This is a genomic window from Alkalimonas cellulosilytica, from assembly GCF_036325985.1.
GTDB lineage: Bacteria > Pseudomonadota > Gammaproteobacteria > Enterobacterales > Alteromonadaceae > Alkalimonas > Alkalimonas cellulosilytica.
Window position 1 is genome coordinate 1 of sequence record NZ_JAUHLI010000006.1, and the last position, 16500, is coordinate 16500.

The 16500-nt window shown below is 46.8% G+C and carries 17 protein-coding genes; 15 read left to right on the forward strand and 2 right to left on the reverse strand.

The genetic code is table 11. The features are described from left to right. From QWY20_RS06960 to pseI, 15 genes are all read left to right on the forward strand, one after another. A partial coding sequence (locus QWY20_RS06960; protein WP_330128310.1) for a hypothetical protein occupies positions 1-186 on the forward strand: 186 nt, incomplete at its 5' end. Next, positions 149-973 carry a flagellin N-terminal helical domain-containing protein gene (locus tag QWY20_RS06965; RefSeq protein WP_330089138.1) on the forward strand — a complete coding sequence of 275 codons (825 nt, stop codon included), beginning with the start codon at positions 149-151 and terminating at the stop codon, positions 971-973. The genes QWY20_RS06960 and QWY20_RS06965, both read left to right, overlap by 38 nt. A 389-nt stretch (positions 974-1362) precedes the next feature. After that, complete coding sequence (locus tag QWY20_RS06970; RefSeq protein WP_330089137.1) at positions 1363-2187, forward strand: flagellin N-terminal helical domain-containing protein; 825 nt, start codon at positions 1363-1365, stop codon at positions 2185-2187. 67 nt (positions 2188-2254) lie between these two features. Beyond that, positions 2255-2653 carry a flagellar protein FlaG gene (locus QWY20_RS06975; protein ID WP_330089136.1) on the forward strand — a complete coding sequence of 133 codons (399 nt, stop codon included), beginning with the start codon at positions 2255-2257 and terminating at the stop codon, positions 2651-2653. 9 nt (positions 2654-2662) lie between these two features. Next, complete coding sequence (gene fliD / locus QWY20_RS06980) at positions 2663-4132, forward strand: flagellar filament capping protein FliD (protein ID WP_330089135.1); 1470 nt, start codon at positions 2663-2665, stop codon at positions 4130-4132. 11 nt (positions 4133-4143) lie between these two features. Beyond that, complete coding sequence (gene fliS, locus QWY20_RS06985) at positions 4144-4575, forward strand: flagellar export chaperone FliS (RefSeq protein WP_330089134.1); 432 nt, start codon at positions 4144-4146, stop codon at positions 4573-4575. A gap of 3 nt (positions 4576-4578) precedes the next feature. Next, positions 4579-4881 carry a hypothetical protein gene (locus tag QWY20_RS06990; protein WP_330089133.1) on the forward strand — a complete coding sequence of 101 codons (303 nt, stop codon included), beginning with the start codon at positions 4579-4581 and terminating at the stop codon, positions 4879-4881. 48 nt (positions 4882-4929) lie between these two features. Further along, positions 4930-7698: a 6-hydroxymethylpterin diphosphokinase MptE-like protein gene (locus tag QWY20_RS06995; RefSeq protein WP_330089132.1), complete on the forward strand. Its 2769-nt coding sequence runs from the start codon at positions 4930-4932 to the stop codon at positions 7696-7698. 22 nt (positions 7699-7720) lie between these two features. Beyond that, positions 7721-9106 carry a methyltransferase domain-containing protein gene (locus QWY20_RS07000; protein ID WP_330128311.1) on the forward strand — a complete coding sequence of 462 codons (1386 nt, stop codon included), beginning with the start codon at positions 7721-7723 and terminating at the stop codon, positions 9104-9106. Beyond that, positions 9103-9801, forward strand: coding sequence for a pseudaminic acid cytidylyltransferase (gene pseF / locus QWY20_RS07005; RefSeq protein ID WP_330089130.1), 699 nt, complete (start codon positions 9103-9105; stop codon positions 9799-9801). Before QWY20_RS07000 ends, pseF begins: the two co-directional genes overlap by 4 nt. Continuing rightward, a complete protein-coding gene (locus QWY20_RS07010; RefSeq protein ID WP_330089129.1) occupies positions 9801-10796 on the forward strand; it encodes a hypothetical protein in 996 nt (331 codons plus the stop codon). Before pseF ends, QWY20_RS07010 begins: the two co-directional genes overlap by 1 nt. Beyond that, positions 10783-11451 (forward strand): class I SAM-dependent DNA methyltransferase, encoded by a 669-nt coding sequence (locus QWY20_RS07015; RefSeq protein WP_330089128.1) that lies wholly within the window; start codon positions 10783-10785, stop codon positions 11449-11451. The genes QWY20_RS07010 and QWY20_RS07015 overlap by 14 nt, the downstream gene beginning before the upstream one ends. Continuing rightward, on the forward strand, positions 11444-12139 hold the full coding sequence (locus QWY20_RS07020; RefSeq protein WP_330128312.1) for a WbqC family protein: 696 nt from the start codon (positions 11444-11446) through the stop codon (positions 12137-12139). The genes QWY20_RS07015 and QWY20_RS07020 overlap by 8 nt, the downstream gene beginning before the upstream one ends. A gap of 16 nt (positions 12140-12155) precedes the next feature. Beyond that, positions 12156-13511: an NAD(P)-binding protein gene (locus tag QWY20_RS07025; protein WP_330089126.1), complete on the forward strand. Its 1356-nt coding sequence runs from the start codon at positions 12156-12158 to the stop codon at positions 13509-13511. Continuing rightward, positions 13489-14538 (forward strand): pseudaminic acid synthase, encoded by a 1050-nt coding sequence (pseI, locus tag QWY20_RS07030; protein ID WP_330128500.1) that lies wholly within the window; start codon positions 13489-13491, stop codon positions 14536-14538. The genes QWY20_RS07025 and pseI overlap by 23 nt, the downstream gene beginning before the upstream one ends. Positions 14539-14562: 24 nt before the next feature. On the opposite strand, the gene QWY20_RS07035 is transcribed toward pseI, so the two are convergent. Together QWY20_RS07035 and QWY20_RS07040 are read right to left on the reverse strand one after the other, a co-directional pair. Continuing rightward, a complete protein-coding gene (locus QWY20_RS07035; RefSeq protein ID WP_330089125.1) occupies positions 14563-15057 on the reverse strand; it encodes an STAS domain-containing protein in 495 nt (164 codons plus the stop codon). Further along, positions 15054-16385: a PP2C family protein-serine/threonine phosphatase gene (locus QWY20_RS07040; protein WP_407935411.1), complete on the reverse strand. Its 1332-nt coding sequence runs from the start codon at positions 16383-16385 to the stop codon at positions 15054-15056. The genes QWY20_RS07035 and QWY20_RS07040 overlap by 4 nt, the downstream gene beginning before the upstream one ends. Positions 16386-16500: the final 115 nt, after the last annotated feature.

The following is a 16500-nucleotide window of genomic DNA, read 5'->3' on the forward strand; positions in this document are numbered from 1 at the left end:
GCCTCAGGCAGCTTTAAGTCTGCTGCAGTAACAGCAAGTAATGGCTTGGTAATGGAGAGACTTCGCTTTTATGATCTCTCCAGCAAGCCAATACATTTTGATACGCAAACGGATGCACTGACGATGGTTTTTATACAGGGGTCGAGCAATGGCTTTGGTGGTGAACTCCAATCAATCTTCGCTTAGTTCGCAGCGATTGTTGAGCAATGCAACTTCAGGGTTAAATGCAACCTTTGAGAAGCTTAGTTCTGGCTATCGTATTAATCGGGCAGCCGATGATGCGGCAGGGCTGGTGATCAGTGGCCGGTTAACGAATCAGGTGTCAGGTCTTAATCAGGCTGTACGCAATGCTACTGATGCAATTTCTTTGGTGCAGGTCACCGATGGAGCAATGGAAGAAGCCACTCATTCACTTCACCGGATGAGGGTCTTAGCAATACAGGCAGATAATGGTGTGAATTCTGAAGCTGATTTAGAAGCCTTGCAGCAAGAGTTTGATCAGTTACGCCAGGCTATCAACTCAATTGCACAAAAGTCCGAGTTTGCAGGGATCCGCTTGTTGGATGGAAGTGCAGGTACTTTGGAGTTTATGATTGGTGCTAATGCCGGACAGAAGTTAAGTATTGAGCTTGGCGCCAGCTATCAAACCGATGCAGCTGGCCTAAACCTGGATGGCCTCAGTCTTGTGAATGACAGCACGGAGGATGTGTTAAATGGAATTGATGCTGCATTAATGCAGCTTGACCAAGCGAGAACAGATTATGGCGCTATCCAGAATTCTCTCTTCTCTACGATAAAAAACTTAAGCAATATCAGTGAGAATGTGTCTGCATCCCGCAGCCGCATTAAAGATACTGATTATGCGAAAGAAACGACTGAGCTGACACGAGTTCAGATTATCCAGGAGAGCAGCACAGCTGTGCTAGCGCAGGCAAATCAGAGACCGCAGGCGGCATTGACTGTATTGGCTTAAGGTAGCAGCAGGTGGTTTGGCAGAGAGATAAATTACAAAAAGCACCATTGATTGCAGTCAGGCCGTGCTTACTAATCAAGTCCTTGGCAAGGTATTTTTAGCTTTTTGGAGTGACTCGAACCTTGCTCTCTTTTATTAGCCACCTTGCGGGGTGGTTTTTCTTTTTTCAGTACTAAAGCCAGGTATTTTAAGGCTCGGAACCCCGCCGCTAAAAAAAATAATTTTTTTTCTAAAGTTCTTATCACTGTTGCCGATAACTAGGTTAAGCCAAGTTGCAGCTTGGCTCAATTCACGGAGCGTAGGTAGTCTATTACCGAAACCGTTTAGTAAAACAAATAGTTGAAGGCGATCAGGTTTTGCAGAACCTTGCCTGAACTAAGGAGTGACTCATGGCTTTATACGTAAACACCAATACTTCATCGCTGAATGCTCAGCGTCAGTTGTTTAATTCAGGCAATAACCTGGACGTTGCATTTAAGCGTCTGTCTTCAGGCTTTCGGATTAACAGCGCTGCAGATGATGCGGCCGGCTTGCAGATTTCGAATCGCCTGACCAGCCAAATCAATGGTCTGGACCAGGCAGCTCGTAACGCTAATGATGGTATTTCGGTAGCGCAAGTGGCAGAAGGTGCGATGGATGAAATTACCAACGCACTGCAGCGGATCCGTACCTTGGCCATTCAATCCCAGAACGGTATCAACAGTTCTGCCGACCGTAATGCGCTGCAAAAAGAAGTGACCGCATTGCTAACAGAAATCAGCCGTATTGCTGAGGTAACGCAGTTTGGTACCCAAAACTTGCTGGATGGTACTTATTCTGCTTCTTTCCTGGTTGGTGCAAATGCCGGGCAAAATATCCGCATCACCTTATCAAGAACCGATGGCTATGGTGTTGATTCTTTAGGTCTGGATGGTTTGAGCGTATCTTCAACGGGAGGTGCTTCAGCAGCTCTGGCTATTCTTGACAGCGCAATCGGCATCATTGATGGTACCCGTGCTGATTTAGGTGCGATCCAAAACCGTTTCCAGGCGACCATTCGTAACTTAACGAATATCTCTGAAAACGTGTCTGGTGCGCGTAGCCGGATCCGGGATACCGATTTTGCCCGTGAAACTGCAGAGCTGACCCGAGCGCAGATCTTGCAGCAAACCAGTACTACTGTGTTGGCTCAGGCAAACCAGCGTCCGCAGGCAGCTTTGTCGTTATTAGGTTAAACTAATAACACGCGGTGGTGAAAACCGTACTTAAGTTTTCACCCTGCGTGCCGATAAGGAGTCTGATATGAGCAGTATGATCTTAAACAGCTCATCGGTAACCAGCTCCATACTGCCAGTTGAAGGTGCAGAGGTTCGCTCTAAAGCTGAGAATGAATCAAAGCAAAACGAGCGTCTGGCTCCGCTTGAGCCGGTCAAGGCCACCAAGCCGGAGTCAGTCTCGCGCAAGGAACTTGACGAAGCAGTTGAAGTGATGAACAACGCTGTTGCCATTCAAGAGCGCTCATTAAGCTTTTCGATTGATGATGCGTCTGGTCGCGAAGTTATCAAAGTGGTTGATTTCAAGACCTCAGAGCTTATTCGGCAAATTCCGTCGGAAGAGCTGTTAAAAGTGGCACAAGATGTGAAGAGGTTACAGCAAGAAATGGGACGTTCCATTGGTTTACTGGTGGATAGCAAAGTCTAGAGGTGATTTATGTCGCAAATTAATTTTTTAGGTTCAGCGTCAGGTTTGCCGTTGGAGGAACTGGTAAGTACTCTGGTAAAGGTGGAGCGTGATAGCAAGCTGGGCCGTATTAATAAGACAAAATCAACTCTCGAAGCCTCGTTGTCAGGAGTGGGCCGGCTGAAGTCGGCTCTCTCTTCATTCCAGACCGCTGTAAAAGCCTTAGGTGGCAATAACCTCAATGCCAGAGTTGCAACTATTACTCAGCCTACCGAAAACAAAACCTATCTGGAGGCTAGCGCCAGTAACAATGCAGTGCCTGGTAGTTTTGATGTGAAAGTAAATCAACTGGCTGCTGGTAGTCGCTTTGAAAGTGCTGATGGCGCTTTCGCTTCTGCCAGTGATGTAGTAAGTACCAGCGATGGTATTCTGACGTTTACGGCCGATGGTAAAAGCTTCGATGTGGAAGTCACCGCAGGCATGACGTTGAATCAGCTACGCCAAAAAATAAATGCCTCCAGCGATAACTTTGGGGTCAATGTGAACCTTATCAATGCTGGCGGTGCGGTTGGCACCAAGCTGGTGGTGAGCTCAAACGTGACTGGTGAAGGCAACGATTTACAGGTTACCAATAACAATGCAGAGCTGGATGCCATCTCGACAGTTCCGACCGGTGGCAGCCCAGGCTTAACCGCCGTCCAGATTGCGCAGGATGCTGAGATCGAAATTGATGGTATTAAAGCAACCAGTAGCAGCAATGTTTTTAGCAATGTGATTCAGGATGTCACTTTAACTGCGCGTGCGGTGACTCCCGACAACAACAATGCAGCCTTAAGCATCAGTACTGACAAAGATGCCGCAGAAGAAAAAATAAATGCTTTCATTACCAGCTACAACGAGCTGGTTGATCAAATCAATGCCTTAACAAAGCACAGAACTCTGGGAGCGGACGGTAAAACGGTGACTGCTCAGGGAGGTCCTTTATCCGGTGATCCTTTGCCGCGAACTATGATGGCCCAGTTGCGCGGTATACTTGGATCTGCCTTTGAAGGTGCGGATGATAGCCTTTCCACCTTGTACAGTATGGGTATCACATTTAACAGTGATGGCAAACTTGAAATTTCTTCATCAACCGAGTTTGGCGGAGATTCCGGGCGAGTGCGTTTTAATCGTGCCCTTGATGAGAATTACGATGCGATTGCTTCCTTATTTGGAGGAGACAATGGCCTGAGTGAGAGTCTGGACAAATTCATTACTCAGTTTTCCCAAGCTGGCGGAATAATTGCAAGCAAAGAAAACTCTTTGCGGCTACAAATTGATAAAAATGCGAAAGATCTTGAAGCTGCAAATCGGTATATGCAAAGTTACGAGCAAACCTTGCGAAGCCGTTATACTGCACTGGATGGCTTATTAGGATCCATGCAGAATATGGCTTCGACTGTGACGGCTCAGTTGGCTAATTTACCTGGGTTTAAAACTCAGACACGAAACCAGAATTAGAGGAGTCCGTTATGAGTTACGGTATTAAGGCTTACAAATCAGTTGGTATCAAAGATGACTTGGCGGTTGCCGATCCGCATCGGGTCATTCAATTATTAATGCAAGGTGCATTGGAAAACATGGCAAAAGCCAAAGGTTGCATTGAGCGGCAGGATTATGCTGGTAAATCAGCTACGTTATCAAAAGCCATCAGCATTATTTCTGCGTTGCAAGGTTCGCTTGATATGAGCGCCGGTGACATTTCAGATAACTTGTATGCGTTGTACGACTTTATGTTAAATCATTTGATCCTGGCCAGCCGCGAGAAAAGCAGCGAAAAAGTGGATGAGGTGGTTGAGTTGTTATTAACGATAAAAGGGGCCTGGGATCAAATTCCTGTCGCAGATAGAGAAAAAGGCTATGAGTTGCAGGCCCAGAGGCAACAAATTGCCGTTGGTAGTTAAAACATGTCATCTCTTGAAGCCAGGAAAGCACAGGCGCAAAGTTTTCAGGCTCAGATAAAGGCTTTGCTGCAGGAAGAAAAGGAAGCCGAGCCTCAACTGCAAAAGCTCCTTGCCGACTGGCATGCATTGCTAGGGCAACCAGCGGTTGAGCCGCTGGATGACTACTCTCAGTATTTACAGCAAAACCTTGACTATCTCCGCGAGATGATGACAATCATCAATCAGCAACGTTCGACCATTGGTGCGGAGTTACTCTCCATTCAAAAGGGTAAGAAAGCGAAGCAAAGTTATGGCCATAACTCCTAAATAATACTCAGGAACCTTATGCTAAAGTATATAAACCATCAGGTTTGTGTGGATGAAGATAAACAAAAAGCAATTGAAAAAAGTGTATCGGTAGAAATCCAGCAACGATACAAGCAAAATATTTCAGCATTTAACCACTATATACCGACTATCCCGCAACTCATTGCATCTCATACATCCCAGCGCTTCTCCATTTTTGGCACCCTTGCAGAGCAAATCAATATGGTTGACTTTAGCACGGGAAGAACCTGGTATGGCACAACCCCAAAGCAGGAAATGCGCGACGAGGTGCGGTCCTTTTTAGCCGCAGCGCCTTATTTAGATTTTCATTCCAATGCTTTGAACGATCACTGGCCGACTGAGCCGCTCCAGCACCAGGCTGAAGCCATTGTTATGTTTGGTCTGGGGCTTGGGTATCAGTTGGAATACCTGCTTGAACAGCTTGAGCTGAAATATCTGGTTGTTTATGAACCTTCATTGGATGTGGTGCAATGCTCATTGCAGGCGGTTGATTGGCTACGTATTTTGCAGGTTGCGGAGAAGAGCGGGACTCAGCTTTTTTTGCAATTTGATAATGATGGTAGCACTTTACCGGAAGATCTGGCCGAGCTGATCCCCCTTTTGAGTGGTGATAAAGTCTATATTTACCGGCACTATTTTCATCCGGTAATGGACGAAGTGATGCATTTTGCATTTGGCCACAGCGCTCAGCCTGATCATTTGACCAATAAGTATCAGGTATTTTTGCCCGATACTGCTTTGTTCAATAACCTGCCTGAGCATAACCATAGCAACCTGGGAAATTTTGCCTCATCTGATTACACCAATCCATCCTTATTGGAAAAAAACCTGGCAGCATTGGAGGAGTATTATCCTCATGTATTTAAAGAAATATCCAGTTATAAGGCCATCAATTGGCGTTTGGTAAAAGATGATCGCGATCAAACGAACTTGCTGCATTGCCGGCGTAATGCCCTGTTTTATGATGATGCAAAGCAAGAATCTGAATTTCTGGTTGATGCATTTGAGAAAAACCCATTCAGGGATGATGTTATTCTGGGGCAGAAGGTTACCAAAAAACTAAGTCACTACATTCACTTTACTGCGGTTGAAAAAGCACAGCCTGTTATTCGGAATATTATGACTGGCTCCAGCGCTTTGCCTGATGACATTGAATCCATGATTATTTTTGGCATCGGTCTTGGGCTGCATATAGAGCAATTATGTGATTCGCATAGCATTACAAATTTGTATGTTTGTGAGCCGAATCTCGACTTTTTCCTTGCAAGTCTTCATGTGATTGATTGGTCTGACATCATTCAAAAAGCGGATATATCCAATCGGCGTATTTACTTTAATCTTGGTGGTGATGGTTCAAATTATTTTTACGATTTGATGGCTCAGTTCTATCAGGTCGGTGCTTATTCTATCGCTAATACGTATTTATTGAGTTCTTACTTTGATCCGGATATGCAAAAATCCATTTCTAACTTACGCTCAGAACTACGTGTTGTGCTGGCATTGGGGGAGTACTATGATCATGCCAGGTATGGTATTTCGCACACTTATAACAGCTTAAAGCAGCACCATAAGTTTTTGAAGTTCCATGCCGACGACTACTCGCGCGCATCACTTTTAACCAAGCCGGTGTTTATTATTGGTAATGGACCCAGTCTTGATGATGCCATTGAGTACATCCAGCTCTACCGGCAGCAGGTGATATTGATAAGTTGTGGTACGGCCTTAAAATCATTGCATTCCCGAGGGATAAAGCCTGATTTTCATGCGGAGATTGAGCAAAACAAGTCAACCTTCTATTGGATAAGCCAGGTTAATGATCCAGAGTATTTAAAATCAATCAGGCTTATCAGTGTCAACGGCATTCACCCTGATACGGCAGCTTTGTTTAAAGATGTCTTGCTGTGCTTTAAATCAGGAGAGTCGTCAACCTTATTATTTCAATCAACGATTGAGAAGGGGGGCTATAAAATTATGCCCCTGAGCTATGCATACCCAACGGTGAGCAACCTGGTGGTGAACTTTGTCTTACAAGCTGGTTTCAGGTATTTGTACTTGTTTGGTGTTGACCTGGGCTATGCTGATTTAAATTATCATCACTCAAAGTTATCTTCTTACTATAAATCGGATGGAACCGAGCTGTATAACTACAAAGAGACGCATGGTGGAGGTATGCCGGTAAAAGGTAACTTCTTACCCTATGTGTTCACTAAGCCAGAGTTTGATGTATCCCGAAAATTAATCGAACAGGCGATTGCAAAAACAAGCAATAAAATTGAGGTGTATAACTGCAGTAATGGGGTAGCAATTGATGGTGCTGTTCCTTTACGCTATGAATCCATTTTGCTTGGCACTGATTTTGTTCGTGATACGGAGATTGAGGATTTTATTGCAAACGCCTTTTTTGCTGATTTAAGCCCTTTTGCAGATAGCGTTTTTTCATCGATTGATACTTTAAGCCTTTCAGAAAGTGTTTTCGAGTGGCTGGCTTTTTTTGAGCAGCCAATAGAGTCACTGGAAGACGCCCGGCGCTTTGTTGAGGAGCAGTGGCGCTTTTTACGCAGTAAAATTCCGGATAGGAAAAACCTGATATTTTACTTGTTCTATGGCAGCGCCAATTACTTTAGTGGTGTGCTCACCAAAATCTTAGCGTCAGCTTCCTCCGACGAAGCAGAGTGTTTGCAGGCATTCAAAACCATTTGTACGATTTGGCAGGAGAGTATCTTGCAGGGACACGACAGCTTTCTTGAACAACCACTGAAGTTTGATGATGTCGATGTATCACATTACTTCCAATAACCCTTCACACAGGTAGTAGAGTATGAGTTATCAGCTCGGAGCCAGAGCAAATGGCGTGAAACAAAATATTGCATTAATTAATTTGCATCTGGACAAGAGTGCTCGTTCAGCAATTGATGTTGGTTGCAACGAGGGGGTGATTACTGCCCAGTTGGATGCTTTAGGCCTGGCCGCGGTTGGGTTTGAAGCCGATGCCGGGTATGCGGATACTGCCCGGCAGTTCCAACAGCAAAACTTTAGTAGCGCTGAGATCAGCCAGCATGCACTTACCCTTGATGATTTGAAAGCCTTGCCTGAGGTAGATGTTGTTTTGTTTTTATCCGTTAATCAGCAACTTGCAAAGCTGTTTTCTACCTCGTATTCGGAAGCATTTTTTGTTCAGCTGTTTGAAAAAGCAAGCCTGCAATTATTCTTTCAGCCCTGCTTGATCTATGAGAAGTATGGTTCTGCACAGGGTTTCACTGAGAATGATGCGCTATCTGCCAAAGAATACTATGACAATTTACTGTATGAAAAAGGTTTTTTATTTACCAGCCAACTGGTAGGTTTGTCTGAGAACAACTTACCGGTCAGTGAGCCTTTCCGGCCGCTGATTGTGTACCACAAAAAGGGCTCGGTATCGACACCACTCAAAAGGCCGCAGCTTTCCGATAGTACTCAGAGTATCCGTAGCTCAGTCAGTAAATTGTGCCATATCCCATTGGACGCCGCCGTCGGCAGCAAGGATTTGCAACGCTATGCACCAGGCGTAGGTTGGCACCGTTTTACTGCGACAGCGACTTTCATTTTTGAGTGTATACAAAGCTCTCGGCCTATTAATTACCGGGAAGCGCCTTTGTACCAGTATTATCAATCGTGTCAGCCAACATGCTTTGGCGATCTTTGGCAGCAACTAGGCTATACCGCAGATATTGGTGTTTTATCACAGATGCCACTTGATCGTTATGTCAGTTGGTTGCCCTGGTTTGATAGCTCCGACAGCATCGAAGACATGCAAGCCGGGCAAAGTAAAGCTGCCTTGATCCCGGATTGGGATAGCCATGCGTTTGGACCACAAAGCGATGCTCAAGTGCTGGCCGAGTTAAAACGGCTCCGAAATCTGGTTATGGTTATCAGCCAGGAAGGCTATACTCCGGAGTTAAAACCGGATGGGTACATCCGGGGTTATGTCTTGAAGCATCAGCAGGATGCCCGCTTTGTGGTTACGGCAGGCCAACACAGACTGGCTGTGATGGCTGCATTAGGCTTCAAATCAGCCATGATTAAGTTTCAGCCGGGCTATGAGCGGGTTATCGATAGCAGTGAAGTGCAAAGTTGGCCATTGGTAAAGAGTGGCGTCTATACTGAGGAACAAGCGCTGGCAATTTTTCATGGGGTTTTTGAGGCAACTGGCTCTGGCATGTTATGACAATTGCAATTATACCTGCGCGAGGGGGCAGTAAGCGGATACCGCGGAAGAATGTCCGGCTTTTTGCCGGCCAACCAATGATTAGCTGGCCATTGAGAATGGCACTCGCCTCTGGTTTATTTGAGCGCGTACTGGTAAGTACCGATGATGCTGAAATTGCCAGTGTTGCACGCGAAGAAGGGGCCGAGGTTCCGTTTATCCGGCCCGATAGCCTGGCTCATGATATGGCGGCAACGGTGCCGGTGATTCAGCACGCCATCAGTGAATTGCGCTTGCCCGGCCACGAGCTTATTTGTTGCCTGTACCCGACGGCAGTGTTTACGACAGCAGATGATCTGCGAGAAGCAGTCCAGCAGCTTCAGGCAACTTCTGCTGATTTTGTCATGCCCGTTACCGCCTATACCTATCCTTTATCCAGAGCACTGAGCCTTGATTCGACCGGCCGTCTTGCGATGAAGGCACCTGAATATTTGAACAGCCGAACTCAGGACTGTGATAGCTATTATCATGATGTGGGACAATTTTATCTTGGGACTGCAGCAGCCTGGATGTCCGAGAAGCCGTTTTATGAGCAGATGGTTCAAGGGATGACCATTCCACGTTATCGTGCGCATGATATTGATACGCCAGACGATTGGCAATTGGCTGAAGTATTGTTCAGGCATTTGCCTGGTTTGATGAAAACTGTGAAGTGATGGCATACCAGACTGACTGTGTGTTCCTGCTATGCGATGCCGATGCGACCAGTGGCATGGGGCATTTTTTGCGTTGTGCCGCGCTGGCCAAAGCACTGCAGCGCCGTGGGCGAGATGTGGTATTCATTGGCAGCTATCATCAAACCGCCCGGCAGTTTGCCGCAGCCTTCCAGCTAGTGTTACAGCACACGCAGCTTAGCATTTGTCAACGAGCCGCTACTCTGGCTCCAGGAAGCCAGGTGGTGGTTGACAGTTATCACTACCAGCCATCAGAGTTACCTGAACATCATCATTACGTGGTACTGGATGATTTTTGTTTGCATGAGTCCTACCCAGTGGCAGGCGTGCTTAACTTTACTCTGGCTGCTCCCAGGTTTGATTATCGAAGCAAAGGCGCTAGGTCGCAGGCCCTGGGGCTCAGTTATTATTTACCACACCCCTCGTTTCCGGGCTCTGGCCCACTGCAGAAAAGCATGCCTCCACACAAAGTACTGCTATTGATTGGTAGTGGCGATTGCTACGACATAGCACCGAAACTTGTGGCTGCTTTGCATCAGTTGGATGCGACGCTGAAAATCCGTATCCTGGGGTTGCGTCATCAGGGTGACGGTGTCTGTCCAAATGTAGAATGGTTGCCAGCAAGCTCTGATATTTATCAGCATTATGTCTGGGCAGATTTTTGCATCACCAGTGGTGGGCTGGCAAAGTATGAGTGTGCCTATCTGGGGTGTCCGGCTGCAGTGATCTCACTGACTGCTGGCGAATTGCAAGAAACTATGCAGTTTAGCCAGGCAGGTTTGTGTTTTAATCTTGGGCATGCATCTGAGTTAAAACCCGATAAACTTCTGACAGAACTGGCCGATATAGTCTATTCAGAGACCATGCATGCCGATGCGAGAAAAGCCTGTAATCAGGTATTTTCCTCCGGCTCGGCGGAAAGAGCGGCGAAATTTGTAGTGCAATGTTTAGGTGAGTGTACTGATGCCACAGAATGACATACAGCAGCAATTGCTGCAGATATCCGATCATTACAATGCCCTTGCCAAGGCACATGGCTATTCACATCATGCGGTTCAGCAAAGCAGCGTAGAAACGCAGGAGCGACGCTTTCAGATTTTGCTGGAGGGCTTTCCTGAGTTTCAGCATAAAAAAATACTCGATTTTGGTTGTGGTGCCGGCCACCTGCTTGGCTTACTTAAGCGCGTAGGTTTTGCTGGGGAGTACGTGGGTTATGATTTATCGGCAGAGTTGTTAAAGCTTGCGCGGGAGAATCATCCGGAGGGGCGTTTTGAGCTGAGGAACATATTGCAGGAACGCATACCAGAGCGCTTTGATTTGGTCTTTATCAGCGGTGTTTTTAACAATGACATCACCTGCAACCAAAGCTTTCTGCAGGATATACTTCGGCTATTGTTTGCGGTTACGGACGAAGGACTGGCTTTTAACTGCCTGAGTCACTATGTTGATTACAAAGCGGAGGGGCTTTATTACTTTAATCCAGCGGAGGTATTTGTTTTTTGTAAGGAAGAGCTTACGCCGATGGTGAGTTTAAGGCATGATTATGAAATTAAAGCTGGAGTGGTGCCTTTTGAGTTCAGTTGTTACCTAAAACAAACTGCCCACACACCTCGTAAAGGCAATTATGACTAAAATTGCCATCAGCCAACCCACTTACTTGCCATGGTTAGGGTATTTCCAGCAAATAGCCCAGGTAGATTGCTTTGTTTTTCTTGATAATGTGCAGTTTGAAAAGCAATCCTGGCAGTCTAGAAACCGTATCAAAGATCATCAGGATAATGTGATTTGGCTGTCTGTGCCTGTTGCCCGGCATGCGCTGGATGCTCCTATCATGGACATCGCGCTGGCCAATCAGCGCATCAACTGGCAGCGTAAACATCTAAACTCCGTTAAAACCTATTTGGCTAAAACACCGTACCTGGCGGAGGTGCTGGAGCTTATTGAGCCGGTTTTTAACACGCCTTACGACAGGCTTGCGGATTTAAACATTGCTCTTATTCGTTCCGTTTGCTGGCGGTTGGGGCTTGAGACCCCTTTACTAAAAGCATCGGAGCTTGGTGTATCCGGCCAAAAAGCTGATTTATTGTTAGCTATTCTTCAGCAACTGAATGCTGACAGCTACCTCGCTAATCAAGGCTCGCGTGTTTACCTTGAGCAAGAACGGGCACGATTTGCTGCCCAGGGTATTCAGCTTTGTTATCAAAACTGGGAACATCCAATGTATCACCAGAAAGGCCAGCAATTTATCAGTCATTTGGCTTGGCTGGATGCCATTTGTTACCTCGGATTTGATGCGCACCGGTTGCAGCTTATTACTTAATGCAAGGCAGGCTTTTATGAAAGATCTGGACTATCTGATTGTTGGCGCCGGTATTTCCGGCCTTACTGCCGCATTAACAATTCTGTCGTATAAGCCCGGTAGCACCGTTGTGCTGGTGGATAGTGGTACAGAGCCCGGCGGGCTGTTGCGCTCAGAGACGTTTGCCGGGCAGCAGTTTGATTTGGGCACCCATATCCCTGAGATGACTTCGGATGAGGACTTGAACAAGCTGTTGTTTCCTCAACAAATTTGTCGGAGTTGGCATCAATTAACTGCATTGAAAGTAGGGAACTATTTCAATGGTATGCTGAATGAACGTTCACAGTTCCCGGATATCAGCTCACAAGGGGAGATTGCAAAAACGGTTCTGGCAGAGTTGCTGCAAACCAGTGATAGGACTTCCGTGGCCGGCGATCTAAAGCACTATGCTGAGCACTGTTATGGTTCGACCATTAGCAACCAGGTACTGGCCCCATTGATGGCGAAGTTTTGCAATAAGGCACTGGCTGAATTGTCTCCGCAGGCGCTGAAGTATTATGGCCTAAGCCGCTTAATTTGTGGTGATCGCCAGCAAAGCATCAACCTAAAAAAAATCAATCATTTGGATGCTGTACTTGCCTATAGCGATGATCGTGAAAAGCCACGTGATAGCCGCTGGTATTATCCGGATCAGCAGCAAGGTATTGGCCAGTGGATTAAGCTGTTGCAGCAACAGATAACGCAGCAGGGAGGTCAGTGTCTTTTTTCCAGCCGCATTCAAAAAGTTGAGCGACAGCAGTCGATGCACCAGGTAAGTTTTCATGATGGTAAGGTCTTGCAGGCCAGGCAGGTCATTTGGACAGTACCGGTCTACTTGGGGCTGCAAGGAGTGCAGCAACAACGACCTGAAAGCCGCGCAATAAGTATCTTTCATTTTCATAGCACAGAGACTCCGCTGGCGAAATGTCACTATCTGTATTGTTATGAGCCTGCATTACAGAGCTACCGGATCACCCTGTACAATAATCTGCAGGGATCCGAAGCAACAGCCAGTAATCGATGCAGTGTGGAAGTGATCCATGATGTTGGGGCGCAACCTGCTGCTGATTGCATCGCCAAAGAGCTCAAAGCGATGGGCGTGTTTGCCGATCGGGCCACGATGCACCACCTTGGCACCAGCGAGATCAAAGCCGGTTTTCCAATTCCGCTGGCAGGGAGTGAAGAACAACGATTGCAGTTATTTGAAGGCGTGAAAACAGCAAATCCATCCATCGAATTTATCGGCCGAGCCAAGCCTGCTTTATTCTTTATGACGGATGTGTTGATGGATGCCTATCAAGCAGCAAAACAGCTGGTAACAAAAGGAGTAGCTGATGAAAAGAATGAGCATTAATGGTAGAGAGATTTCTACCGATCATCCACCCTATGTTATTGCAGAGCTGTCGGCAAATCACAATGGCAGTCTGGAGCGTGCGAAGCAGCTCATTTTGGCGGCGCAGCAGGCCGGGGCGGATGCGGTGAAATTACAGAGCTATCGGGCTGACACCATTACTCTGAATGCTCGGACGGAAGACTTTATGATCCGTGGCGGGTTATGGGATGGCCAGAATCTTTACGAGTTGTATCAGCAAGCTCAGCTACCCTGGGAGTGGCATCAGCCACTGTTTGATTATGCCCGCCAGCTGGGCATCACGATTTTTAGTTCTCCGTTTGATTCAACTGCGGTAGATTTGCTGGAGCAGTTGAATGCACCTGCATACAAAGTGGCTTCTTTTGAGGCGGTGGATCTACCTTTAATCCGCTATATTGCCGCGACAGGCAAGCCAATGATTATTTCTACCGGAATGGCAACGGAGGCTGAAATTGAAGATGCCATTACTGCCGCCCGGGAAGGTGGTTGCCAGCAGTTGGCAATTTTGCACTGCATCAGTGGTTATCCGGCACCAGCATCCGATTACAACTTACGAACCATGGCGGATATGCAACAGCGCTTTAAGGTACAGGTTGGTTTGTCGGATCATACCATTGATAATGTTACAGCCATCACCAGCGTAGCAATGGGGGCGACGATTATTGAAAAACATTTTACCTTGGATAGAGCCGGTGGTGGTGCCGATGATAGTTTTTCGTTAGAGCCGGCTGATTTAGCCGCTTTGTGCCGAGATGTAAAAACATCATGGCAAGCTCTGGGCCAGGTAAGTTACGCCAGGCAAAGCAGTGAGCAGGGTAATGCAAAGTTTCGTCGCTCGCTCTATTTTGTCGAAGATCTTGCCGCTGGTACTGTGTTGGCACCGCAGCATATTCGTAGTGTGCGGCCGGGCTTTGGCCTGGCTCCAAAGTACCTGGAACAACTGCTTGGTAAAACGCTGCGTAAAGCTGCCGTGAAAAATACGCCAACCAGTTGGGAGCACTTCACATAATGTCAGATGCGGCTTGGTTCCGCATTAAGACAGCTGTTTTCTCAACAGCTCCACCACAGGTTTAAATTCCTGCCGATTTTTATCGCTTAAATCCAGCAGTGCTTCATGAGCCCTGAGAATCATTTTGCCTTTATGGTCATCGCTGTGTTGCTCAACCTGCACTGGCGTCAGGTCGATAGCCTGATTGGTCGGATGTTCAGCAAAATCAAATACTGTTTCCAGGCAAAGCCCTTTTAATAACTGATTGACTTCAGTATTAGTAGAGAACAATATCGGTTTTGGTAACTGATGCTGTTGGCAATGCCGTGCCAGACTGGCCAGCAAGCCAATGTGTGTGCTATCGATAAAGGTTACGTCATTCAAGTCAACCACTACCTGTGCGCAGGCTGGTTGCTCTTGCTCAAATAACTGCTCAATCAGGTCATCCATACCAGTAGCATTGGTGTATCTGAGTTCGCCGCTTAGTTTGAAATAACAGTGTTCTTGCAGACAAGCGAACAGGATTTGCTCGGTGTTCATGGTTGGTCTCCATAACAACTGATTCTGAGCATGGTTAAATCATCCGGTAATCCCTGGTTGGGATCAATGTGCAAGTTCGTTAATAACTGATGGAGGCTTTTGGTTCCCTGATGTTGGAGTAACTTCAGTTTTTGCTCCGTGTTGTCTCCAGGTAGAACATCGAGCAAACCATCGGAGCAGAGTTGCATGGCCATACCCGGTTTAAAATCGATGCAATCGGTTTGGTAGTTGACGGCTTCAAACATGCCTGCTGGGGTGCTTTTGAGCTCCAGCCAACGGATTGCCCCTGATGTTTCCTGAAGTAAAGGCCAGGGAAAGGCTCCTGCATTAGCAAAGAGCAGTTGTTGATTCTGTCGGTTCAGTACGCCATAAAACAGAGCAATGTATTTGCCAATAGCCTCTTTGAGTAGCTCGCTATTGAGCTCATGCAGCAAGGCTGCGGGCTCTAATATCAGTCTGGACTGCTGCAGCTTGAAACGCTCAAGCAAGGAGCTGATAAAGCGCTTTAAATAAACGGTGACAAAAGCGGAGGCAACACCATGGCCAGAGACATCGGCAATATAAAAGCCGCAGTGGATATCATCAATAACAAAGTAATCTACAAAGTCGCCACTCATGAAGTCGGATGGGTAGAGCAGATGTTCAAACTGGTAAGGCATCCAAGCCATCTGTTTGGGTGGCAATAATTTGAACTGTACTTGCTTACCGGCTTTTTCCCCGGCTTCAAGCTCGTGCAGTGACTGCTTTAATTGTGCCAGAGCCGATTCAAGCTCCTGGGTTCGGGCTGCGACTTTAGCTTCCAGAGTTTCGTTCAGTTGCTCCAGTTGGGTAATTGCCAGATATGAGCGCAGTGCAGAAGTAATGGTCGTAGTTAAACGCTGAACGGTTAGTTCGGTTTTGGAGCGATAATCATTGATATCATACTCTTGCACCACTTGCTGCTCTGGTGCCTGGCCGGGTTGACCTGTACGCAGAATGATCCTGACCTGATGGTTATTCAGTTGCTCACGAATAAAACGGACCAGGGTCAAACCGGCATCGTCCGTTTCCATGACGACATCCAGTAAAATCAGTGCGATGTCCTGATACTGTTCCAACTTTGTTTTGGCTTCAGCTGCACTATAGGCACTTATAAAGTTAAGCTTTCGGTGTTGAAAACTATAATCGCGCAGTGCCATGGTGGTGACATGGTGCATCTCCGGCTCATCGTCGACAATGAGTATGGTCCAATAGCCTTGTTGCTCGGTTTCAGCTTCATCCTCAACCAAAAAGTCCATGGGTGTATCATCTAAAGCGGGTGTCAAATGTGCATCAGATAGCTGTACCACCTTCAAACCTCCAGCTGAAATGTAAGAGGGGCTTTAAAGTTGCCATTGCTCAGTTCTGTTTGGATGTTGCTACCTTATAACGATAACAGATGCCAGGCCATAGCGCGAGGTCTGG